This window comes from Herbiconiux sp., assembly GCF_023264855.1.
In the GTDB taxonomy this organism is placed as follows: Bacteria; Actinomycetota; Actinomycetes; order Actinomycetales; family Microbacteriaceae; genus Herbiconiux.
In genome coordinates this window covers 1-21247 of the sequence record NZ_JAHFUW010000057.1, presented here as the reverse complement: position 1 = coordinate 21247, position 21247 = coordinate 1, and the positions used below count along the sequence as shown (strand labels likewise).

20 protein-coding genes, 1 tRNA gene and 1 pseudogene are annotated in these 21247 nt (G+C 71.2%); 6 read left to right on the top strand and 16 right to left on the bottom strand.

Annotation, left to right across the window (positions count from 1 at the left end; translation table 11 throughout):
• Window positions 1-39: 39 nt before the first annotated feature.
• From galE to galT, 3 genes are read right to left on the bottom strand one after another with little or no spacing between them, the layout of a single operon-like run.
• Entirely contained in the window at window positions 40-1020 is a 981-nt protein-coding gene (gene galE, locus Q0D75_RS18105; protein ID WP_291056760.1) for a UDP-glucose 4-epimerase GalE, read from the bottom strand.
• The gene (gene galK / locus Q0D75_RS18100; RefSeq protein ID WP_291056759.1) at window positions 1017-2255 is read right to left on the bottom strand and encodes a galactokinase; all 1239 of its coding nucleotides are present in this window, start codon (window positions 2253-2255) and stop codon (window positions 1017-1019) included. Before galK ends, galE begins: the two co-directional genes overlap by 4 nt.
• Window positions 2252-3388, bottom strand: coding sequence for a galactose-1-phosphate uridylyltransferase (galT, locus tag Q0D75_RS18095; RefSeq protein WP_291056757.1), 1137 nt, complete (start codon window positions 3386-3388; stop codon window positions 2252-2254). Before galT ends, galK begins: the two co-directional genes overlap by 4 nt.
• A 72-nt stretch (window positions 3389-3460) precedes the next feature.
• Here galT and Q0D75_RS18090 point away from each other — a divergent pair, with 72 nt between their 5' ends.
• The 3 genes from Q0D75_RS18090 to Q0D75_RS18080 are packed head-to-tail and all read left to right on the top strand — an operon-like array spanning window position 3461 to window position 5552.
• Window positions 3461-4264, top strand: a complete 804-nt coding sequence (locus Q0D75_RS18090; RefSeq protein WP_291056755.1) for a DeoR/GlpR family DNA-binding transcription regulator — start codon at window positions 3461-3463, stop codon at window positions 4262-4264.
• A 45-nt stretch (window positions 4265-4309) separates the two neighbouring features.
• Window positions 4310-5305, top strand: coding sequence for an aldo/keto reductase (locus tag Q0D75_RS18085; RefSeq protein ID WP_291056753.1), 996 nt, complete (start codon window positions 4310-4312; stop codon window positions 5303-5305).
• Between the two features lie 46 nt (window positions 5306-5351).
• Window positions 5352-5552, top strand: a complete 201-nt coding sequence (locus Q0D75_RS18080) for a hypothetical protein (protein ID WP_291056751.1) — start codon at window positions 5352-5354, stop codon at window positions 5550-5552.
• A 188-nt stretch (window positions 5553-5740) separates the two neighbouring features.
• On the opposite strand, the gene Q0D75_RS18075 is transcribed toward Q0D75_RS18080, so the two are convergent.
• Both Q0D75_RS18075 and Q0D75_RS18070 read right to left on the bottom strand, forming a co-directional pair.
• Window positions 5741-6487, bottom strand: a complete 747-nt coding sequence (locus tag Q0D75_RS18075) for an SDR family oxidoreductase (RefSeq protein WP_291056749.1) — start codon at window positions 6485-6487, stop codon at window positions 5741-5743.
• Between the two features lie 80 nt (window positions 6488-6567).
• Window positions 6568-7251 carry an EthD domain-containing protein gene (locus Q0D75_RS18070; RefSeq protein ID WP_291056747.1) on the bottom strand — a complete coding sequence of 228 codons (684 nt, stop codon included), beginning with the start codon at window positions 7249-7251 and terminating at the stop codon, window positions 6568-6570.
• Window positions 7252-7422: 171 nt separating this feature from the next.
• Between Q0D75_RS18070 and Q0D75_RS18065 the strand changes: the two genes are divergently transcribed.
• Window positions 7423-8334, top strand: coding sequence for a helix-turn-helix transcriptional regulator (locus Q0D75_RS18065; RefSeq protein ID WP_291056746.1), 912 nt, complete (start codon window positions 7423-7425; stop codon window positions 8332-8334).
• Window positions 8335-8421: 87 nt separating this feature from the next.
• Here the strand turns inward: Q0D75_RS18065 and Q0D75_RS18060 are convergent, their stop codons facing one another.
• The 5 genes from Q0D75_RS18060 to Q0D75_RS18040 all read right to left on the bottom strand — a co-directional run bounded on the left by Q0D75_RS18060 (window position 8422) and on the right by Q0D75_RS18040 (window position 13841).
• Entirely contained in the window at window positions 8422-9990 is a 1569-nt protein-coding gene (locus Q0D75_RS18060; RefSeq protein ID WP_291056782.1) for a helix-turn-helix transcriptional regulator, read from the bottom strand.
• Between the two features lie 192 nt (window positions 9991-10182).
• Window positions 10183-10271 (bottom strand) — tRNA-Ser (locus Q0D75_RS18055).
• A gap of 82 nt (window positions 10272-10353) precedes the next feature.
• Window positions 10354-11334 (bottom strand): LacI family DNA-binding transcriptional regulator, encoded by a 981-nt coding sequence (locus Q0D75_RS18050; protein WP_291056744.1) that lies wholly within the window; start codon window positions 11332-11334, stop codon window positions 10354-10356.
• 154 nt (window positions 11335-11488) lie between these two features.
• Window positions 11489-12391, bottom strand: a complete 903-nt coding sequence (locus tag Q0D75_RS18045) for a hypothetical protein (RefSeq protein WP_291056742.1) — start codon at window positions 12389-12391, stop codon at window positions 11489-11491.
• 67 nt (window positions 12392-12458) lie between these two features.
• Window positions 12459-13841, bottom strand: coding sequence for an FGGY family carbohydrate kinase (locus Q0D75_RS18040; protein WP_291056740.1), 1383 nt, complete (start codon window positions 13839-13841; stop codon window positions 12459-12461).
• Between the two features lie 331 nt (window positions 13842-14172).
• Here Q0D75_RS18040 and Q0D75_RS18035 point away from each other — a divergent pair, with 331 nt between their 5' ends.
• Window positions 14173-14367 carry a type II toxin-antitoxin system RelE/ParE family toxin gene (locus tag Q0D75_RS18035; protein ID WP_291056780.1) on the top strand — a complete coding sequence of 65 codons (195 nt, stop codon included), beginning with the start codon at window positions 14173-14175 and terminating at the stop codon, window positions 14365-14367.
• A gap of 121 nt (window positions 14368-14488) precedes the next feature.
• On the opposite strand, the gene Q0D75_RS18030 is transcribed toward Q0D75_RS18035, so the two are convergent.
• The 4 genes from Q0D75_RS18030 to Q0D75_RS18015 form a co-directional block, all read right to left on the bottom strand.
• The gene (locus Q0D75_RS18030; RefSeq protein ID WP_291056738.1) at window positions 14489-15256 is read right to left on the bottom strand and encodes an SDR family oxidoreductase; all 768 of its coding nucleotides are present in this window, start codon (window positions 15254-15256) and stop codon (window positions 14489-14491) included.
• A gap of 80 nt (window positions 15257-15336) precedes the next feature.
• Entirely contained in the window at window positions 15337-16095 is a 759-nt protein-coding gene (locus Q0D75_RS18025; protein WP_291056736.1) for an SDR family oxidoreductase, read from the bottom strand.
• The gene (locus Q0D75_RS18020) at window positions 16092-17063 is read right to left on the bottom strand and encodes a class II aldolase/adducin family protein (RefSeq protein WP_291056734.1); all 972 of its coding nucleotides are present in this window, start codon (window positions 17061-17063) and stop codon (window positions 16092-16094) included. The genes Q0D75_RS18025 and Q0D75_RS18020 overlap by 4 nt, the downstream gene beginning before the upstream one ends.
• Complete coding sequence (locus Q0D75_RS18015; protein ID WP_291056732.1) at window positions 17060-18988, bottom strand: FGGY-family carbohydrate kinase; 1929 nt, start codon at window positions 18986-18988, stop codon at window positions 17060-17062. The genes Q0D75_RS18020 and Q0D75_RS18015 overlap by 4 nt, the downstream gene beginning before the upstream one ends.
• Before the next feature lie 166 nt (window positions 18989-19154).
• Between Q0D75_RS18015 and Q0D75_RS18010 the strand changes: the two genes are divergently transcribed.
• On the top strand, window positions 19155-19916 hold the full coding sequence (locus Q0D75_RS18010) for a DeoR/GlpR family DNA-binding transcription regulator (RefSeq protein ID WP_291056730.1): 762 nt from the start codon (window positions 19155-19157) through the stop codon (window positions 19914-19916).
• 22 nt (window positions 19917-19938) lie between these two features.
• Here the strand turns inward: Q0D75_RS18010 and Q0D75_RS18005 are convergent, their stop codons facing one another.
• Together Q0D75_RS18005 and Q0D75_RS18000 are read right to left on the bottom strand one after the other, a co-directional pair.
• Window positions 19939-20919: a PfkB family carbohydrate kinase gene (locus Q0D75_RS18005; protein WP_291056728.1), complete on the bottom strand. Its 981-nt coding sequence runs from the start codon at window positions 20917-20919 to the stop codon at window positions 19939-19941.
• A pseudogene (locus Q0D75_RS18000) lies at window positions 20916-21247 on the bottom strand (hypothetical protein); the annotation flags it as partial. The gene Q0D75_RS18005 and the pseudogene Q0D75_RS18000, both read right to left, overlap by 4 nt.

Genomic DNA, 21247 nt, shown 5'->3' with positions numbered 1-21247 from the left:
GGTCACCCGGGCATCCGCCGCCCGTGAACGGCGCACCCGTCAGAGGGAACGGTCACCCTGCTGCCACAGGAGATGCGCCGCCCAGGCCGAGGCCACCATCTCGCGCAGATCGTGGCGCATCCGCCAGTCGAGGTCGCGGGCCGCGAGCTCGCCCGAGGCCACGATGCGGGCCGGGTCGCCGGGCCGGCGTGGCGCGATCTCGGGGGTGAACGGGATGCCCGTGACCTCGGCCATCGCATCCATGATCTGGCGCACCGAGACCCCGTCGCCCGAGCCGAGGTTGTAGGCCGGGAGGAGGTCGTCGCCGGCGTCGAGGCGGCGGGCTGCTTCGACGTGGGCGAGGGCGAGGTCCTCGACGTGGATGTAGTCGCGCACGCACGTTCCATCCGGGGTGTCGTAGTCGTCGCCGTTGATGCGCGGGGTGCGGCCCGCCGTGAGCGCGTCGAAGACGAGCGGGAAGAGGTTGTGCGGGCTGGAGTCGTAGAGCGACGGCGAGCCGGATCCGACCACGTTGAAGTAGCGCAGGGCGGTGGCGCGCAGCCCGGCCGCCACGGCCTGGTCGCGCAGCAGCCACTCGCCGATCAGCTTGGACTCGCCGTAGGGCGACTCGGGCGCCTTCGGGGTGTCTTCGGTGACGAGGAGCGTGTCGGGAGTGCCGTAGACGGCGGCGCTCGAGGAGAACACGAGGCGGTCGATGCCGACCGCCTGCATCCGTTCGAGCAGCACGGCGGTTCCGGTGACGTTCTGCTCGTAGGTGTGCAGGGGGCGCTGCACCGAGACGCCGGCGTACTTGTAGCCGGCGACGTGGATGACCCCGGTCACGCCGTGGTCGCGCAGGGTGCGTTCGACGAGGTCGCCGTCGAGGATGCTGCCGCGCGCGAAGGGCACTCCGGCGGGCACGAAGCCGGCGTGGCCGCTGGAGAGGTCGTCGAGCACGACCGAATCCAGGCCCGCCTCACCGAGGGCTTTCACGACGTGTGATCCGATGTAGCCGGCACCGCCGGTCACGAGCCAGGTCATCGCGCTGTCTCCTCTCCGGGCAGGGATCCGGGCAGCGCGCCGGGCAGCGCGAGCCGGCCGGCACCCGCCGAGGGTACCACCTCGAACACCTCGGGGGCGCGATGGCCCGACGCCGCGAAGGCCTGCTCCTGCGCCTGGCGCAGCGGCTCCACCAGCGAGCGCCGGATGAGCGCGATCGACGCCCCGCCGAACCCTCCGCCGGTCATCCGCGATCCCACGGCGCCGACGCGGCGCGCGACCTCCACCGCGAGGTCGAGCTCGGGCACCGAGATCTCGAAGTCGTCGCGCATCGAGCTGTGCGAGGCATCCAGCAGCTCGCCGATCGCACCTGGCCCGGCGTCGCGCAGGCGTTCGACGGTGGCGAGCACGCGGTCGTTCTCGGTGACGACGTGGCGCACCCGGCGGAAGGTCTCGTCGTCGAGCTCTGCGGATGCGCGGGCCAGGTCGTCGACGGTGAGGTCGCGCAGCGAGGGCACGCCGAGAATCGCGGCACCCTTCTCGCAGGAGGCGCGGCGGGCCGCGTAGCCGCCGGTGGCGTGGGCGTGCGAGACGCGGGTGTCGGTGACGACGATGGTGAGCTGCTCGTCGGCGAGACCGAGCGGCACCACCTGGGTGACCAGGGAGCGGCAGTCCAGCAGCACGGCGGAGTCGGTCTCGCCGAGCAGCACCGCCGACTGGTCCATGATGCCGGTGGGCGCTCCCACGGCCTCGTTCTCGGCCAGGCGGCCGATGCGCGCGAGCGTGGAGCGGTCGAAGCCCAGCCCCCACAGCTCGTCGATGGCGATGGCCACCACCGCCTCGATCGCCGCGGACGAGGAGAGGCCGGCGCCGATCGGGATGTCGGAGACGAGGTACAGATCGAGCCCGGCCGCGGCCGCGAGGTCGGCGCCGAGCCGCCCCGCGGCCCAGATCACGCCCAACGGGTAGGCCGACCACCCGTCGACCGTGGCAGGCGCGATGTCATCGATCGCCGCCTCGACGACATCGGCCGGCCCGTCGGCGAAGACGCTGGCCACGCGGATGCGGCGGTCGCCGCGCGGTGCGGCCGCCATCACGGTGTGCCGGTCGATGGCGAACGGCAGCACGAAGCCGTCGTTGTAGTCGGTGTGCTCGCCGATGAGGTTCACCCGGCCCGGCGCGCTCCAGAGCGAGGTGGGTGGGCGCCCGAAGGTGCGGCCGAAGCCGGCGACGGCGGCCTCGGCGAGGGCTGCCAAGGCGGTGGTGGCGGCACTCATGCGGTCTCCTCCTCGGCCCGCTCGAGGGCCTCGCGCAGCAGCTGCGCCGAGGTCTCGGGCGGCACGTCGCCGATGAAGGCGCCCATCGCCGCCTCGGAGCCGGCCAGGAACTTCAGCTTGTCGGCGGCGCGACGCGGCGAGGTGATCTGCAGCATCAGCCGGATGTCGTCGCGGTGCTCGTTCACCGGCGCCTGGTGCCACGCCGCGATGTACGGCGTCGGGGTGTCGTAGAGCCGGTCGATCGCGCGCAGGATGCGGCGGTAGACCACCGCGAGCTCGTCGCGCTCGTCATCGCTGAGACCCGCGAGGTCGGGCACCTGCCGGTGCGGCAGCAGATGCACCTCCATCGGCCAGCGGGCCGCGAACGGCACGAAGGCGGTGAAGAGCTCGCCCGCGATCAGCACCCGTTCGGAGGCGCGCTCGAACTCGAGGATGTCGTCGAACAGCGACGGCCCGTAGGTCTCGACCGTGGTGACCAGCTTCTGCGTGCGCGGGGTGATGTAGGGGTAGGCGTAGATCTGGCCGTGCGGATGATGCAGGGTCACGCCGATCGCCTCGCCCCGGTTCTCGAACGGGAACACCTGCTGCACGCCGGGCAGCGCCGAGAGCGCGGCGGTGCGGTCGGCCCAGGCCTCGATCACGGTGCGCATCCGGCTCACCGGCAGCTCGGCGAGCGATCCCTCGGTCGCCGGGCTGAAGCACACCACCTCGCAGCGGCCGATCGAGGTCGCGGTGCGGCCGAGCCCGATCCGGCGGAGGTCGTCGAGTTCCCCGGCAGGATCGACACCCGCGGCGGCCAGGTCGGGGCCGAACGACGGCGACTTGTTCTCGAACACCGCCACGTCGTAATCGCTCGGCACCTCGGTGGGGTTCGCCGGCGTCGACGGGGCGAGCGGGTCGAGGTGCTTCGGCGGCAGCATCACCCGGTTCTGCCGGGCGGCCGCGATGGAGACCCATTCGCCGGTGAGCGCATCCTGCCTCATCTGCGCCACCGGCGGGCGCGGGGCGGCGGGGCGCGCATCCGGAGCCCTGTCGGGGTCGAGGCGGGTGTCGGCGTCGTCGTAGTAGATGAGCTCGCGGCCGTCGGCGAGCGTGGTGGCGCGCTTCACGATCGCGCCGCTGAGAGTCTGCACACTCCGATTACGGCATTTTCGAAACCGAAAGTCAAGTCGCGGCGTTCACTTTCGAACCTGTAAGCTGGCGTCATGGCCGACGACCCCCAGGTGACCACCCGGCGCCAGCGGATCCTCGAGCTCGTGAGCGCCACCGGCTTCGCCCGCGTCGCCGATCTCAGCCGCGAGCTGAGCGTCTCGGAGGTCACCGTGCGCTCCGACCTCGCCGCCCTCGAGCGCGAGCAGGCGATCGACCGGGTGCACGGCGCCGCCGTCGTGCGCGGCATGGCGCAGCGCGGTGAGCGGCCGTTCGAGGTGGCCCGCGAGTCGTCGGCCGACGAGAAGCGGCGCATCGGCCGGGCCGGTGCCGCGTTGGTGGAGAGCGGATCGAGCGTGCTGCTCGACGTGGGCACCACCACGGCCGCCGTCGCGGACGCCCTGCTCGAGCGCGACGACCTGCACGACGTGGTGGTCATCACGAACGGGCTCTCGATCGCCCTCGCCCTCGAGCCCGCCATCCCGCGCTTCACCGTGGTGGTCACGGGCGGCACCCTGCGCCCGCTGCAGCACTCGCTCGTGGCGCCCTACGCCTCGATGCTGCTGGCGGGCATCCGCGCCGACATCGCCTTCATCGGCTGCACCGGAGTGGATGCCGCAGCCGGCGTCACGAATCTGAACCTCCCCGAGACCGAACTCAAGCGGGCCATGCTCGCCGCCAGCGACCGCGCCGTGGTGGTGGCCGAGTCGTCGAAGCTCGGCCGCACCAGCCTCGGCGTGATCGGCGCGCTCGACCGCTTCGACCTGCTGATCACCGCCTCCCCCGACGCCGGGCGGGAGGAGCACCTCGCGCAGCTCGCCCGCCTCGAGGCCGCCGGCCTCGACTGCCGCTCCGCCTGACCGCCTGTCCCGCTCACACCTCCCGCGCATCCGAAGGACTCACCGATGACCTCCTACCAGGCCGATCCCACCCGCTACGACCGGATGACCTACAACCGCTCAGGCCGCAGCGGGCTCAAGCTGCCCGCCCTCTCGCTCGGCCTCTGGCACAACTTCGGTCACGAACGCGCCCTCGACACCCAGCGCGCCATCGTGCGCCGCGCCCTCGACCTCGGCATCACCCACTTCGACCTCGCCAACAACTACGGCCCGCCTGCCGGCTCGGCGGAGACGAACTTCGGCCGCCTGCTGGCCGACGACCTCGCGCCCTACCGCGACGAGATGATCGTGTCGACCAAGGCCGGGTACCTCATGTGGCCCGGCCCCTACGGCGAATGGGGCTCCCGCAAGAACCTGCTCGCCTCGCTCGACCAGTCGCTCGGCCGGCTCGGCCTCGACTACGTCGACATCTTCTACTCCCACCGCTTCGACCCCGAGACACCGCTCGAGGAGACCATGGGAGCCCTCGCCACCGCCGTGACCTCGGGCAAGGCGCTGTATGTCGGAGTGTCGAACTACGACCCGGCGCAGACGCGCGAAGCCGCGCGCCTCCTGGCCGGCCACGGCATCCCGCTCACCATCCACCAGCCCCGCTACTCGATGTTCGACCGCCACATCGAAGACGGGCTCCTCCCGGTGCTCGACGAGGTCGGCGCCGGCAGCATCGTGTTCTCCCCGCTCGCGCAGGGCCTGCTCACCGACCGGTACCTCGACGGCACCGTGCCATCCGGATCCCGCGCCGCCACCTCGCGCTTCCTGAGCGCCGAGGGCATCGACGACGACTACCTCGAACGCGCGCGAGCTCTGAACGGCATCGCGTCGGCGCGCGGCCAGTCGCTCGCGCAGCTCGCCCTCACCTGGGTGCTGCGTCATCCGCAGGTCACGAGCGCCCTGATCGGCGCCTCGAGCGTCGCCCAGCTCGAGCAGAACGTGGCGGCGCTCGACGCGCCGGCCCTGACCGCGGATGAGCTCGACGCGATCGAGCCGTTCGCCGTGGGTTGAGCCTGCGCGGGGCGCATCTCGGGCCACGCCGGGCCAGAGTGAAAGCATGACCAGCGACGACGACAAGGCCGAACTCGGTGAGCGCCTCACCGGGCACCACGATCCCCAAGACCCCGATGGCCTGCTGACGGTGGACGACGTCACCGGCGAGGACGAGCCAGGCCACGAGGTCGCGAGTTCGGACTATCCGCCCATGCCCGGCCGATTCACGTCCACCGCCCACGATCGGAACAACGACCCGGTGTGACTCCGGGACGACGCCGGCGCGTACCGTTCTGCGTCCTGATCCCGACGAGCATTCTCGCCGCCGGGATCAGATTCGCGGGAGCTTCGCCAGGGCGGCGTCGGACGTCGACGTAGCGCGAGAGCGACTGCAGACCGAGCTCGTCGATGATCGTGATCGACCAGGTCTGACCCGGTGCGATCCAGACGGGCCTACAGCATGAGGGTGCGCGGGGGGCCTGCGAGGGCCTCCTTGGCGCTCAATGCGAGGTCGTCGGCGACGACCTCGATCGCCCCCGCCTCGAGCCCGTCGAGGGTCGCAGTGACGAAGTCGCGGGTGCTGAGCTTGGCCAGGTCCCACGCTGCGGTCATGTCTGTGTCGACCAGTCCCACGTGAGTGCCCAGCACCTGCGTGCCTTGCTCTTCCAGCTCTACCCGGAATGCGTTGGTCAGATTCCACGCCGCGGCCTTGCTCACCGAGTACGCCGCGTTGCCCGGCACCGCGTACCACGACGCCGCCGACAGGACATCGATGATGGCGCCACCGCCGTTGCGCGCCAACACCTCGGCGAAAGCACGGGTCATCAGCAGGGGGCCGAAGAGATTGGTCTCCAGGTCCCGGCGGATCTCCCCGAGGTCGCCGGTGACCACCGGCTGCATGGTCGCTATGCCCGCGTTGTTGACCAGCAGCGACACGTCCGCAGCAGCAGACGCCGCCGATTCGACCTGGTCCGGCCGCGTGACGTCCAGATCCAGGGCGTACACGCCCTCGAGCTTGACGCTGCTCGCGCTGCGCGCTGCCGCGTAGACCTTCTTCGCCCCGCGCTGCAGCAGCTGACGGGCGAACTCCTCACCGATACCGCGGTTGGCTCCCGTGACCAAGGCCACACTCCCAGCGATCTTCACAATTTCCTCCATATTTTCGTCGGCCGACCCAACTGGAGGACCGACCTTCTTCATCTGCACAAGCGCCGAGAGGACGCTCGCGTCGTATCTCCCGCTCCACGGTGGTGCGGCTGACACCTACGAACGCCGCGAGCTCAGCGCAGGAACCGTTCCGAGACCGTCAGCATGGTGACGGCGTGACCGGCCCGGCCGAGGAGCTCGCCGAAAGCAGCCGGATCGGCGTCCACGCCGTCCTGGAACGCCGTCAGTGTCGGCCACCACACCTGACGCACGCCGAGGAACGGCGTGCTGTCGCCATGCACCTCCGCGCTCGGCCGGTTCACGGCGTGGCGAAGCGCGCCGATCCGCAGGCCGAGCTCGGCGTCATCCGCACCGGCCCAGTCGGGATTCCCGTCGAGGTGCACGAACTGCAGCAGCTGGATACTCGTCGGCCGCTCCAACACGTCCCACTGCCGGTCGACCGCAGCGGCGGCGCCGACTGGGGGCCGCGAGACGATGACATCCTCCTCCGTGATGAAGAAGACGACCCTCGGCAGATCCTGGAACAACGGCTCGTCGGGGCGGATGTTCTCGACGAACAAGGGCTCGTCGACCAGCGCGTCGGCGTCTCTCGCGGAGTCGAACGAGGGCATGGAGACGGCGTCGAACTCGTTCTGACCCGGGCCGAGCCGATCGGTGTCGAACTGGTGCGCCTGCACGTACGTGAGCATGCCCGGGATCTGACGGCCCATGGTGCCGTGCGGGTGGCGCAGGTGGTCGTGGAAGCGCTGACGATCGATATCGGGGCGGCGGGGGATCAGGGAGAAGAAGCGGATCACGGAGAGCTCCAGACGTGGTGACGTGGTTCCCGGCGGAGGAGCCGCTGCGGGATCGCTGTTCCACACGGTACGAAATGCTCTCGGCCCGCCCCAGTACCCCCACCAGACCGGGGCCCAAGAGGACCCCCCTTCCCACGCTCCCCCGCGTGCGCGCGGATCTACGCTTGGCACATGGACAACGTCTCGAACCCGCTAGGGTCATTCCTCCGTGCCCGACGGGAGCTCGTCACTCCCGAACAGGCCGGCATCACCGGCGACGGGCTGCGGCGCGTGCCGGGCCTGCGCCGAGAGGAAGTCGCGATGCTCGCCGGCATCAGCGCCGACTACTACCTGCGGCTGGAGCGAGGCCGTGATCGCAGCCCGTCCGTGCAGGTGCTCGAGTCGATCGCCCGGGTGCTGCAGCTCGACGACGAGCACCTCGAGCATCTGCTGGCGCTGGTCACGGAGGTACCTCGCCGGCGACGGCGCCGGACCCGGAGGGAGCCGGTACCTCCCGGCGTGCTGAGTATGCTCCACTCTCTTGTCCAGCCCGCCTTCATCGAAGACCGCTACTTCGACATCCTCGCCACCAACCACCTCGCCCAGACGCTCTCCCCCGGCCTCACCGTCGGCCGCAACCAGCTCCACGACCTCTTCCTGGACTCCGAGGAGCAGGCCCGCTACCCGGACTGGACGGGCATGACGGAGTGCTTCGTGGCAAGCTACCGCCAAGCGGTGGGCACGGACATCGACGACCCCCGCTACATCGAGCTGGTCGGTGAGCTCTCCCTCGCAAGCCCGCGATTCCGGGAGCTGTGGGCGCGTCACGACGTCCGCGCGCAGCGCGGCTCCCTCATCCGCTTCGAGCACCCGCAGGTCGGAGCGCTCACCCTGAATCGAGAAGCGATGACCATCGGGGGCACCAACGGCCTGACACTCGTGGTCTACCACCCCGACCGCGGTTCCGCCGACGAGGACAAGCTCGCACTGCTGGCCTCGGCGGACGTCCCGTTCGCCGAAACCAGCCGAAATGACGCACCCTCCAGCAGTCGTCCAGTTCACTCACCCGCTGCGGAGCACGCCGCCGATCCCGACGTCCGCTAGCCAGCACGGCCCGCGCCGGCGACGTACCCGCCCTGGCGACCGGATCAGCGGGCGCCGTGGTGGCGAATCCTCTTGGAGGGCCGTCCGTCAAGCGAGGTGGTGGGGGGCCGCGGCCGCGATTCCGATCGCGTCGTCGCGATTCGTCACTCCCAGTTTGCGGTAGATCGACCTCGTCTGGGTCTTGATGGTATTGCGCGACACGTGCTCGATGGCCGCGATCCTCTCCACGGTCGCGCCTGTCATCAGGTGGCGCAGAACCACCCGTTCGCGCTCGCTGAGCTTCGCCGTCCTGGGCACGGTCGCAACCCCCTCCTGGGCGGCGAGCTCGCGTCGCACCCGCTCAGGCAGGCTCGCCTGCTGGTCCACGAGCAGTGAGGCTCGTTCGCTCTCGCTGAGGCGGAGCAGCACGATCGCGAGCTCTTCGGAGACGATCAGGTCCAGAGCCGCCTCGAAGTGCATCCGGGCCTGATCGGCCTGTCCGAGCTCGAGGTTCGCCGCAGCGACGACCGTCAGCAGTTCGACGGCGATGCGAGGGCTCGAGAGCGGTTCGGCGAGGCCGGGTGCAGCGAGCACGACCGCGCCCTGAGCGTCGCCACGGCGCAGCGTCGCCCAGGCTCGGAGAACCCGTACCGGGTCGTTCGAGGCGGGGAGGTCGAGAACTCGGAGGTGCCCGACCGTGCGGTTCGCGGCCGCGACGTCGCCGACCGCGAGCTGGAGTTCGGCCACGGCCATCGTGGCCAGCCAGCCGTTGAGGCCGGTGGTCCGCGCGCGCTCGGGCTGGGCGGCCAGCGTCGCCCCGACTCGGGACAGCTGCGGTCGCGCCCTCCCCGACGCGCGGGCCAGCGCGGATTCGACGAAGAGTCTCATCGACCACGTCTCCCGGTCGACGTCGGCCGACGGAGCCGCATCGAGCGCCGTCTGGGCGTCATCGAGACGAAGATCGTGAGCGGCCAGCAAGGCCCGGGCCAGTTCTCCGGTGGTGGTCACGGTGTCGAGCTTGGACGATTCCGGCCCGCCCCCTCCCCCGATGCTCGGCTGGCGACTCAACCATTGCTCGGCGACCGTCCGGTTCCCCGCGAGGGCGTAGTTCAACGCCAGGGTTCCCGCTGCTTTCACCGCGATCCGCCGGTTGTCGAAGGTCAGTGCTTCGTCGAAGGTGCGCTCGTACGCCCGTGTGGCATCGAGGAGCTCGCCACCGAGTTCGAGAGAGATCGCCCACTGCAGACGGATGTCGGGCAAGACCGGCCGGATCGGGGCCATCTCGTCGTCGGACACGTCGGCGATCATTTCGTGCGCCTCCCGCACGAGAGAGATCGCTCGCGCGTGATCACCCTGGAACCGGGCAGTCACGCTGCGGCTCGTGAGGTCGGCCAGCAGGTCGAGCAGACCGCCGGTGGTCGCCGGCGCGACCGCGTGCTGGAACCGGAGGGGCCGCACATCACCGTTCACCGGCAGATAGTTCACGTAGGTCTTCGCCGCGACCAGCCGGGGATTCTCCTCGAGCACCGAGGCGGGCAGCGCGTTGACCGCCTCGACCAGCAGGGCCTGATTCGACTGGGTGAGCACGGCCCAGTGCTTCTCGATCGCCGCGACGACTGCATCCCACGCCTGTGCGCTCAAAACGGCCCGGAGTTCGGCTTCGACCTCGGATCGCATCACCGCTCTCCGATCCTCGGGCACGGCACAGATGAATTGAGGTACGCCACTGTCTTCCCCCGTTCCATGCAAGCGTATGGGCCACACTATAGGCCCCCGTCGAAGGGCCCCTGCTGGGCGAAAAGTGGGCATGTGAGCCACGGGGGCAATAAAAAACCGCCGAATCGCGATGATCCAGCGGCATTCCTTGTGCGGAGACGGTGGGATTTGAACCCACGGTACCCTTGCGGGTACTCCACCTTAGCAGGGTGGTGCACTAGGCCGAACTATGCGACGTCTCCTTGGCTTTCGCCTCCGCCATCATAGCCGATGCATCGGCACGCTGGCGTCGGCACAGGGATCGGGGGGCGAGCAGCGCGACGGTCAGGGGCAGCCGCAGCTGGTGCGGAGGGTGAGGGAGACCGGCACGACCGTCGCGGCCTCGTAGCGGGCATCCGGAGCACTGAAGCGCTCGAGCGCGCGGGTGGCGGCCAGACGGCCGAGGCGCGCCGGATCCTGGTCGATGACGCTGACCGACGGCGTGAGGCGGTCGGCCATCGGGAAATCCCCGAAGCTCACGAACGCCGTCGCGGACTGCTTGAGCGCCGCGAAGGCGTGCATCGTGACGCGAGCGTTCGAGGAGAACGCGGCGGTCGGCGGATCGGCCAGGCGGCGCAGGCGGTCGAGTTCGAGAGCCGCTCCCGACTCGCTGCCGGCGTCGAACGCGATCAGGCGCTCGTCGAGCGGCAGGCCCGCATCCGTCAGCGCCTCGGTGTACCCCTCGAGCCGGCGACGGGTGCTGGGCGGATGCGTCTGGTCGGCCAGGAAGGCGACGCGCGTGTGGCCGTGCTGCAGCAGGTGCTGCGTGGCGAGGTAGGAGCCGTGCCGGTCGTCTTCGACGAAGGAGTCGGCGTCGAGATCGATCGGGCCGCGGTCGACGAACTCGATCGGGGTGGTCTCCATCCACGGGGCGAGCCAGGCGTGGTCGGCGGCGACGGGAGCGAGCACGAGGCCCATCAGCTGGGTGCGCAGCAGCGCCTCCAGCACGGGCCGCTCCCGAGCCGGATCATCGCCGATGCTCGTGACCAGAGTGGTGAGGCCGCTCGCCGAGCACACCCGCTCGACCGCGCGCACGACGGCGGCGAAGAAGGGGTCGACCACATCCGGAACCGCCACGCCCACGCTCGACGACCGGCCGGCCCGGAAGGTGCGGGCGAGCACGTTGGGCACGTAGTTGAGGGTGCGCATCGCCTCCTCGACCCGCAGGCGGGTGTCGGGCAGCACGTGCGGGTCGTCGTTGAACACCCGCGAGACGGTCTTGGCGCTCACTCCGGCGAGCTCGGCCACGTCTTGCATCGTGGGCATGCGCTCTCCTCACTGGCTGACGGATCACCGGCCTTGCGGTCCGCGGGCCTGACGGATTCACCGGCCTGACGAACAAGGGCGCGGGCCGCCATCCGACCGAAAGTCTATGGCGACCCGCGCATCCGACCCGACTAGGGCCGGCCGGCAGACAGGATTACTCGCGGTTGGCGAGCACCTCGTCGATGATGGCGGCGAGCTCCTTCAGGCGGGGAACGGCCTTCGTGGTGAGCAGGTGCTCACGGGTCTCGGACGAGATGGACAGGCTGTCCTTCCAGAGCGAGCGGCCGGCCATGGCGCCCTGGGCTCCGTTGACGACGGCGGTGCGCACCTGGTCGACGAAGGTGGCGTGGTCGACACCGGCCGAGAGCACGGCCCACGGCACACCGGCGGCAGCTGCGGTCACGGCGGCGGAGGCCTCGGCCGAACCCGGGTACTGCAGCTTCAGCACCTTGGCACCGGCGGCGACGCTGAGCTCGGCGGCACCCTCGATGAGCGACGGGAAGACCTCGGCGTACGCCTCGTCGGTCTCGTCCTCGAGCTGGTAGGTGAGGATCTCGACGATCAGCAGCACGCCCTCGGCCTCGCACTCGGCGGTGAGGCGCGCGATGTCGTCGAGCACGACCTTCTCGTCCTCACGGCGGTCGGCACGCAGGTACCAGAGCATCTTGGCGGCGTCGCCACCGAGCTCGCGGATGCGACGGGGCGTCATGCCCTCGACGTAACGGGTGCGCTTCAGACCGTTCTCGGTGGCGAAGCCCGACTCGTCGAACGCGACGACGAGGCCGGTGTCGCTGTCCAGGGTTCCGTCGTCGACGACGCGGGGCAGCGCGGTGGAGGGGTCGAGCAGGATGGCGGGGGCTTCGTTGCCGAGGAACTTCAGGAGGTCGCTCTTGGCGTCGGCCAGCTCATCCTTGCTGATGCCGGCGGCACCGTTCGGAGCATCCTTCATGACGGCCTTCATGCCGTTGCGCTGGTCGGCGGCGACGATCAGCATGCCGCCCGCGGGGGTGCTGATCTTGGCGAGCGCGCGGCGCTCGAGGGTGGTGAGTTCGGTCACGGGGATGTCTCCTTGGTGAGGGTGGTGCTGGGTGGATGGTCGGTTCGGGGCCGCCGGAGGGCGGGGGTCAGCGGGAGGGGTCTGCGGATGCGCCGACGGTGGCCGCATCCGGAGTCAGCAGGCGGGCGGCGAAGACCGCGGCGCCGTAGGCGGTGTCTTGCGAGCGGTCGGAGACGCGCACGCCGGCCAGCACCTCGGATCGGGCGCGCTGCACCGAGCGCATGCTCGCCCAGCCACCGGTGAGCAGGGCCGAACGGGCCGGCGGCACCTCGCGGTCCATGGCCTCCACCAGCAGCGAAAGCTCGTCGTTGCCGTGGCGCAGCACCGCACCGAACAGGTCGGCAGGTCCGGCACCGTCGGCCTGCACCACGAGGCGCAGCACGCCGTCGTCGTTGCGGGCGCCGGTCACTTCCACGTCGCCGGGCTGCAGCACGCCCTCGTAGGGCTGCTCCATCACGGCGGCGTCGAGAGCATCGCGGCCCGCGCGGTCGTTCACGCCGACGAGCTGCAGGGTGCGGCGCATCAGCAGACCGGTCTTCACGCCGGCGACGAGCACCCACTTGCCGGGAACGACGTGCCGCACGCAGTTGATCAGCCAGTCGGCGAGGCGGTCGCGGGCCTCGAAGGGCAGCGGGGCGTCGAGCACGCGCAGCAGCACCTCGGCGGTGCCCATCGACACGTGGTAGCGGTCATCCGGGAACTCGCCGTTCGATACGGCGGACACCAGGTGGTCGTGGCCCGCGACGGTGAGCCGGGCGCCTTCGAAGGAGGCCGGCAGCCAGTCGACGGATGCTTCGCCCAGCAGGGTGCCGGCGTCGACGAACGGCGGCAGGAAGTCTTCCCCGACGCCCAGGTGCGCCAGCAGCTCGGGCCAGGGGGCCCCGGTGTCTTGATCGAGCAGTCCGGTGCGCGAGGAGAGCGAGTACTCGGCCGCCTGCTCGCCGCCGAGGGCCGCCACGACGAACTCGGGCAGGTTGAGCCAGCGCGCGCCGGTGAGGTCGAGGCCGTCGTCGCGCAGGTGCAGCATCTTGATAACCGAGACCTGTACGCCGAGAGGCAGGCCGGTGCGGCCGGCGAATTCTTCGCGGATGCTCGTGGGCAGCGCGTGCACCTGCTCGCCGCCGCGCGGGTCGAACCAGGCGATCGCGGGGGCGACGGGTTCACCGTCGGCGTCGAGGATCACACCCGACTCCCCCATGCCCGAGACGGCGACGGCTCCGATGCGCACGTCCTGGCCGCGCAGCTCGCGCAGGTCGGCGTCGACGAGCTCGATCAGTTCGCGCACGGTGGCGACGAGGTCGGCGGCCTCCATGGTGGTGGTGCCGGCGGCGCCTGCGCGCCACGGCGTGGGCAGCTGGCGGATGAGCACCTCGGCGCCGGCGTCGTCGGCGACGAGGATCTTCACTCCGGTGCTGCCGAGGTCGAGGCCGGCGACGAGGGTGTTGCTCACGAGGTAACTCCTGGGGCTGATCGGGCGTTGCGCGTCTCTGCGGCCGCCCATGTCATCGATGTCATGCTCACTGTAACACGCTCATGTCATCGATGTCACGCGAATGTTCACACCGTCGTTCTTCATCCGCGCCCGCCCGACGCTGACGGCGCAAGCGTGCGACTGACGATGAGTAGATAGTGCTCATGTCTGCGACAGCCGGAGATGGGTGCGCTGAAACCAGCCAGATTTCAGGCTATATTTCTGGCCGGAGAACGAGCACTACCGCGTCGAGATCTCGTCACCCGCGTCGCAGTCGTTGGCGCGCCTGACACCGAAGACCTGCGACGCCGTGCTCCGCTTCATCGGCGGCCCACTGAGCGAGAATCCGCTGAAGGTGACGAAACCCCTCGGAGCCGAACTCGGCGACCTGCGGTCGGGCTACGTCGGCATCTCCTACCGCGTGCTGGTGCGGGTGGACGACGAGGCGCGCCTGGTGAGAGTCATGCGCATCGCGCACCGATCAGACGCGTACCGGCCGCTGTGAGAGCGGTCGCTGTGAGGCCGACCGACGCCAACGACGGAGCTCGGTGCTCGATTCGCATCGAGGCTCCGTCGTTGGCCACGAAGCGCCCGGAACTCCGTCGCTGGGGAGGTGGCGGAGCGGGTCAGACGGCGGTGTAGCCGCCGTCGATGACGATGCTCTGGCCCGTGAGGTAGGAGGAGGCATCGGAGGAGAGGTAGACCACGAGGCCGTGCAGGTCGGCGGGCTCGCCCATCCGGCCGGCGGGGATCGTGCCCACCCAGCGGGCGGCGAGGTCGGGGTTCGCCTCGGTGAACTCGCGGGTCATGTCCGAGAGGAAGTAGCCGGGGGCGATCGCGTTCACGCGGATGCCCGACGGCGCCCATTCCACCGCCAGCGACGACGCGAGGTGGCTCACCGCCGCCTTGGACGAGTTGTACGAGGCCTGGAACTGCGGCTGGTTCACGATGAAGCCCGACATCGACGAGATGAACACCGCCGACGATGAGACGCCCGCCGCGAGCGCTCTCCGCGCGAACGACTGCGCCGCGAAGAACGTGCCGTCGAGGTTCACCGACAGCACCTTGCGCCAGGTCTCGGGCGCCACGTCGACGCTGTCGCCCCAGATGGTGATGCCCGCAGCGGTCACCAGCAGCGACGCCGTACCGAGCTCCTGTTCGGCCCGGCCGAACACCGCGTCGAGCGCGACGCTGTCGGTGACGTCGACCACGTAGCCACGCGCCTCGACGCCGAACTCGGCGGCCAGCGTCTCGGCCGATTTCTCGACGGCGGGCAGCAGGTCGACTAGCGCCACGTTCACGCCCTGCCCCGCCAGAGCGGTGGCGAGCGAGTAGCCGAGGCCACGGGCCCCGCCGGTCACGACCGCGGTACGGCCCTTCAGATCTTCGAACATCAGCTCTGCTCTCTCTCGACTCGGGTTCGGGTTCGGGTTCGGTGTGGTGACGGCAGCGGGGCATCCGGCGCATCGTGCGCTCAGATCTCCTGGTCGGTGGGCAGGATGACGAGGTCGCGGATGGTCACGTGCCGAGGCCGCGTGAGCATGTAGAGCACGGCATCCGCGACGTCGTCGGAGAGGATGCCCGTGCGGTCGCCGACCTTCTGCTCGACGCCGTCCGCCCCCTCGGCGAACCCCCACAGCTCGTTCAGCACCACGCCGGGTGCCACCGCTCCGGCGCGCACGCCCGTGCCCACGAGCTGGCGGCGCAGGGTGTGCACGAACGACTGCATCGCGTGCTTCGTGGCGGAGTAGACGGGCTCCCAGTGGATGTCCTGATGCCCCGAGACCGAGCTCGTCACCAGCACGTCGCCGGTACCCGCCGCGATCAGGTGCGGCAACGCAGCCCGCACGGTGGCCATGGCCCCGAAGACGTTCACCGACACGAGCTGCTCGATGGCGAGCGGATCGGTGTCGACGAAGTCGCCGCCGGTGTACAGGCCCGCGTTGGCGAGCACGTCGTCGAGCCTCCCGAAGTCGGCGAGCGCCACCCGCACGGCCTCCTCGGAGGTCTGCGGATGCGCGACGTCGCCGGCCACGATCCTCGCCTCCCCGGGCAGTCCGTCGGCCACCCGGCGCAGGCGCTCTTCGGAGCGGCCGACGAGCACGAGGCGGGCGCCTTCGGCCGACATGGCCTGGGCGTAGGAGCGCCCGATGCCCGAGCTCGCGCCGGTGATGAGGGCGACCCGGCCCTCGAGGCGGCCCGTCGCGGGGGTGGTTTCCGGGGTGGTCGTCATGCTGAGGCTCCGTTCGGCTGGGGTTCGCCCGACGAGGCGGCTGAGGGTGCGGCCGAGGCTGAGCCGGCGGACGCTGAGGCGGCAGACAGCGCCTCACGGCGCAGCAGTTCGTCGGGGCGGGTGTCGATGCGCGCCACGTCGGCCGCGCTGAGGAAGACGGGTCCACCTGCCGCGAGCGAGCCGACGATCACCTCGGCCACCTTCACCGCCATCTCGGTGATCTGCAGCACCTCGGCGGGGCTCGCGCCGAGCGCGAACATGCCGTGGTTCTGCAGGTAGACCACCTTCGGAACGCGGCCGGTCGTTCGCACACGCTCGAGGAGCATCCGCCGCACCGCCCGGGCGAGCTTCAGTCCCGGGTCGATGTAGGGCACGAGCAGCGGATCGGTGCCGAGCACCACGATCTGGTCGGGGAACAGCGAGCCCTCCACGAGCAGCGAGGCCCGCGGCGAGCACAGCAGGGCGTTGACGGCGATCGGATGCGTGTGCCCCACCGCTTCGACGCCCGGGAGGTCGAGGCACACGGCGTGCAGCAGGGCCTCGACCGAGGGGCGACGGCCGCCCGTGGAGGCTGTCGCGAAGAGCGCGCGCACGGCCTCGTCGCCGGCGGCGGAGCTCTCGGACTCCCCCGGGGCACCGGATGCCGCACCCGCACTAGCACCGGGTGCTGCACCGTCACCCGCACCCGCAGCACCCGCATCCCGGCCCACGCTCGCACCCGCACCCGCGCTGTCGGGCGCATCGACGAGCGCCAGCACGTCGGCGACCCGCACGGGCACGAAGTCGGCCGGCTCGGCGACCGCCATCGATGCGCCGGAGGCCTTGACGAGCATCCGCCCCTCGTCGACGGCGACCGAGGTGTTGCCCTCGGCCAGTACCGCCCAGGCACGATCGGGCCGGCCGAGCTCGCGCGACAGCTCGACGAGCTGTCGACGTGCGTCGGCTGACACCGCACTGTCTTCGGTCATACCGATGAACCTCTCTGACGGGCGGCCGAGGGCTCGTACCGCGCGATCTCTCCCCCGGCCTCACCGCCCGCCGCATAGACCTCGGCGAGCGAGCGGAACTCGCCCGCCGCGACGAGCTGAACGGCGAGGTTGCCGAAGGCCGAGGCCTCGGCCGGGCCGGCCATCACGGGCAGCCCGGTGAGGTCGGCGGTGCGTCGGCAGAGCAGCTCGTTGCGCGAGCCGCCGCCGACGATGCGCACCGAGCGCACCGGGATGCCGGTGGCGGCGGCGAGCAGCTCGACCGACTCCGCATAGGCAACGGCGAGGCTCTCGACGATGCTCCGCACGGTGCCGAGCACGCCGTCGGGCGCGGGTTGTCCGGCCTCCAGACAGAGCCGCGCGATGCGCTGCGGCATGTCGCCGGGAGTGAGCAGGCGCTCGTCGCCGACGTCGAAGACGGGAGCAGCGAGCCCGGGGTGGTCGATGGCCTGCCGAACGAGGTCGACGGGGTCGAGTATGCGGCCCGCCTCCCGCGACCACTGCCGTGTGCACTCGACGAGCAGCCACAGTCCGGCGAGGTTGCGCAGCACCAGCGTGGAGTCGCCGACGCCGTGCTCGTTCGTGAGCCCGGCGGCGAAAGCCTCGTCGGTGAGCACGGGCGCCGAGACGCTGAGTCCCACGAGCGACCAGCTTCCGCTGGAGACGAGCAGCTGTCCGCCGTCGGGTTCCGCGAAGGCGAGGGCCGATGCGGTGTCGTGCTCGGCCACGTGGAACACGGGCACCGGATGCGCGGCGCCGATCCGCTCGGCGACCCACGGCAGTGTGACCCCGGCCCGGGCACCCGGCGCCACCGTGCCGGGAAGCGTGAAGGCGATGAGGCCGAGGGCCTCGACGAGCTCGGCCGACCACTCGCCGGTCTGCGCGTCGAGCAGCTGCGTGGTGGAGGCGATGGTGCGCTCGGCGCTCGTGTCGCCCGAGAGCAGATGCACCCAGAGGTCGGGCACGAGCAGCACCGTGCCGCCGGGCGCGGCGCCGTCTCTCTGGGCATGGACGGCCTCGGTGCCGTCTGACTGGGCGTGGCCGGCTTCGGTACCGTCGGGCTGGGTGCCGCCGGGCTGGGTGCGGCCGGGCTCGGCGCCGCCGGGCTCGGTACCGCCGGTATCAGCGCGGCCGGGCTCGGTACCGTCGAGGCGCGCAGCACGGGCGGCACGGTCGGCGCGCAGGCGGTACGACGTGTTGATGGGCTGCGGCGGGACGCCCGACAGCGCGTAGACACGGGCGGCGGTGACGACGGACTCCGCCTCGGCGGGACCGGCGAGATCGGCACCGCGGTAGTGGTTTACGGGCGGGAGCGCACGGGAGGGTGCGGATCCGGGAGATGGCGCGATCGGGTCTGCCGACGCATCCGGCACCCGGGGATCCCCCGACGAGTCCGACTCAGACGAGCGGGCCGATGGATCCGAGGCCCGTGGATCGCCCCACGCGGCCGACTCAGACGGATCGCCCCACGCGGCCGACTCAGACGGATCGCCCCACGCGGCCGACTCAGACGGATCGCCCCACGCGGCCGACTCACGCGGATGGCCCCACGCACCCTCGGACGGGAGGATCGCGTAGTCGACGCCCCAGCTGTCGACGCCGATCCCTGCGAGCTCGAGCCCCTGCTCGGCCGCCACGCGCACGGCGGCGGCGAGCCCGGTGAGCGTCTCCTCGAAGAGACGGTCGACATCCCAGCGCAGCGTGGCACCCTCGGCGAGCGACTCCGGATGCGGGCCGTTCGCGAACCGGTGCACCTCCGTCATCCGTACCCGACGCCCAGCACGGGCGGCGGCTCCACCGCGCTCGCCGTCCGCACCCTCGTCCGCTTCGGCGAAACCGAGCATCACCCGGCCGCTGGACGCACCGAGGTCGACGGCGGCATAGGCGGCCGGCGGTCGATCGCTCATCGGCGGTGTCACTTCCTCGTGCACGGGCGGCAGCGCGCCGCATCCGGTCGCACTGAATGTTATTTCGTGTGAAATGTAGCATTGCCGAACAGGATCGGGCAAGGTGGACGCGGATGTCGCGCCGGACAGGATCAGAAGCGCGACCGGATCAGGAAGAGGATCGGTGATGGCACTCAAGGGAACCCTCGACGGCGAGACGCGGCGGGCCGCCCTGCTCGACCTCGCCGAGGAGAAGGGTGGCCTGCACCTCTCGGAGGCGGTCGAGCTGTGGGACGTGCATCCGATGACCATCCGCCGCGACTTCGAGCTGCTCGAGAGCGTCGGCCGGGTGCGCCGCGTGCGGGGCGGCATCGTGCCGGTGCAGGCCGACGCGTTCGGCACCCGGCAGGGCCGCAACCTGCGCGCGAAGGAGCGCATCGCGGCGAAGATCGCGCCGCTGCTGCCCCCCGACGGGGCCATCGGCCTCGACTCCTCGTCGACCGCGTACGTGCTCGCCGACTCGCTCTCCGCCGACAGCCGGTTCACCGTGGTCACCAACGGGTTGAGCGCGTTCGAGGCCCTCGCCCGCAAGCCCGATGTGCGCGGCTACCTCACCGGCGGAGAACGGGAGGAGCAGAATCTGAGCCTGGTGGGGGCGCTGACCGTGTCGGCGTTCTCGGCGTTCCACTTCGATCTGGCGGTGATGTCGGCCCTCGGCGTGCACGGCGAGAGCGGCACGAGCGAGAGCACGCTGGCGCAGACCGCGGTGAAGGATGCGATGGCCCGCGCATCGGCCGAGGTCGTGCTGGCGGTCGATGCCTCGAAGCTGCAGTCGAGGGCGCGCGTTCGGGCCCTGGCGCTCGACCGGGTCGACGTGCTCGTCACCGAGCTCGACCCCGCCGACCCCCGCCTGGACCCCTACCGCGCGATCGTGCCGCGCATCCTGTAGCGGCGCCACTCCGCCGAGGGGATCAGGGGCGGGCGGGCTCGCTGAGGGGGGTCGCGGGGTCGGGGTCGTGCTCGAGGCGAGCATCCGGAGCCTCGTCGATCGAGGAGAGCAGCGTGGTCGGCTGCATCACCGCGAGCGCACCCCAGGAGGCGGCCCGCTGCACGCCCGCGGCGACGTCGACCGAGCCGTCGGCGCGGGTGGATCCCACCAGGAACCCCGCGAGCGATGCGTCGCCCGCCCCGGCCGTGTTGACCACCCGAGCGCTCGCCCGCGCCAGCTGCACGCCGGCGGCCGAGACGGCGAGCGCCCCGTCAGCGCCCATGCTGACGTAGACGATGTCGCACCCTGCTTCGTGCAACTGCCGGGCTGCGGCCACGACGTCACCGACCGTGTCGAGGGCTGTTCCGGTGAGTTCGGCGAGCTCGTGCGTGTTCGGTTTGATCAGCGAGACCGGTGCGAGGTCGGCGGCGAGCGCGGCGAGTGCGGCCCCGGCCGTGTCGACGGCCACCCGAACTCCGCGATCGGATGCTCGCCGCACCAGGTCGAGGAACGGCACCGGCCGTTCCGACCCGGCCAGCGCGGGGATCGATCCCGACACCACCAGCCAGGTGGCGTCGAGCCGCTCGAGCTCGGCCTCGGCGCGCTCGACCAGCGCCTGCCAGAGCGTGTCGGAGACCGGAACCGGGCTCTCGTTGACCTTCGTGGTCGATCCCGAGGCGTCGAGCAGGGTGGTGTTGATGCGCGTTCGGCCCTCGTCGGCGACACCGGCGAGCAGGTCGCCGAAACCGCCTTCGCGCGCGAGCGCCGCACCCTGCGCGCCCAGCGCGAGCACGGCCGACACGGGCAGCGTCGAGAGCGCCACGGCCCGGGCGACGTTCACGCCCTTGCCGCTCAGCTCGGTGTGCACGGTTACCGCACGGTTGACCTCGCCCAAGGCGAGGTGGCCGAGGTGGTAGGTGAGGTCGATCGCAGGAGCCGGCGTGAGCGTGACGATGCCGGTCATGCCGCCACCTCACCGTCGGTGGCGGTGCGCTCGTCCGACCTGGCACGCGCGTCGGGGTCAGGGCCTCTGCCGGGTGCGGCGGTGATGAGCTCGACCCCGGCGTCGGCCAGCAGCGCCGTGAGCGCGGGGCTCGCGGATGCGCCGAGCACCACCTGATGGACGGCCGAGAGCGGCGCGTAGGCCACCATGCCCCGCCCGCCGTCGCCGAGACGCTCCGGGTCGCCGAGGAGCACCACCCGCCGTGCCGCGCCGACGACCGCTGCGGAGAGCGCCGCGCCGTCGGCCGTGGCCGCGAGAAGCCGACCGTCCGGGCCGAGGCCGTCGGCGG

What these genes read in the sequence shown, in the direction of transcription:
- galE (WP_291056760.1), bottom strand. Translation starts at nt 1,020, where the DNA reads ATGACCTGGCTCGTGACCGGCGGTGCCGGCTACATCGGATCACACGTC.
- galK (WP_291056759.1), bottom strand. Translation starts at nt 2,255, where the DNA reads ATGAGTGCCGCCACCACCGCCTTGGCAGCCCTCGCCGAGGCCGCCGTC.
- Q0D75_RS18090 (WP_291056755.1), top strand. Translation starts at nt 3,461, where the DNA reads ATGGCCGACGACCCCCAGGTGACCACCCGGCGCCAGCGGATCCTCGAG.
- Q0D75_RS18085 (WP_291056753.1), top strand. Translation starts at nt 4,310, where the DNA reads ATGACCTCCTACCAGGCCGATCCCACCCGCTACGACCGGATGACCTAC.
- Q0D75_RS18080 (WP_291056751.1), top strand. Translation starts at nt 5,352, where the DNA reads ATGACCAGCGACGACGACAAGGCCGAACTCGGTGAGCGCCTCACCGGG.
- Q0D75_RS18075 (WP_291056749.1), bottom strand. Translation starts at nt 6,487, where the DNA reads ATGAAGAAGGTCGGTCCTCCAGTTGGGTCGGCCGACGAAAATATGGAG.
- Q0D75_RS18065 (WP_291056746.1), top strand. Translation starts at nt 7,423, where the DNA reads ATGGACAACGTCTCGAACCCGCTAGGGTCATTCCTCCGTGCCCGACGG.
- Q0D75_RS18060 (WP_291056782.1), bottom strand. Translation starts at nt 9,990, where the DNA reads ATGCGATCCGAGGTCGAAGCCGAACTCCGGGCCGTTTTGAGCGCACAG.
- Q0D75_RS18050 (WP_291056744.1), bottom strand. Translation starts at nt 11,334, where the DNA reads ATGCCCACGATGCAAGACGTGGCCGAGCTCGCCGGAGTGAGCGCCAAG.
- Q0D75_RS18030 (WP_291056738.1), bottom strand. Translation starts at nt 15,256, where the DNA reads ATGTTCGAAGATCTGAAGGGCCGTACCGCGGTCGTGACCGGCGGGGCC.
- Q0D75_RS18025 (WP_291056736.1), bottom strand. Translation starts at nt 16,095, where the DNA reads ATGACGACCACCCCGGAAACCACCCCCGCGACGGGCCGCCTCGAGGGC.
- Q0D75_RS18020 (WP_291056734.1), bottom strand. Translation starts at nt 17,063, where the DNA reads ATGACCGAAGACAGTGCGGTGTCAGCCGACGCACGTCGACAGCTCGTC.
- Q0D75_RS18015 (WP_291056732.1), bottom strand. Translation starts at nt 18,988, where the DNA reads ATGAGCGATCGACCGCCGGCCGCCTATGCCGCCGTCGACCTCGGTGCG.
- Q0D75_RS18010 (WP_291056730.1), top strand. Translation starts at nt 19,155, where the DNA reads ATGGCACTCAAGGGAACCCTCGACGGCGAGACGCGGCGGGCCGCCCTG.
- Q0D75_RS18005 (WP_291056728.1), bottom strand. Translation starts at nt 20,919, where the DNA reads ATGACCGGCATCGTCACGCTCACGCCGGCTCCTGCGATCGACCTCACC.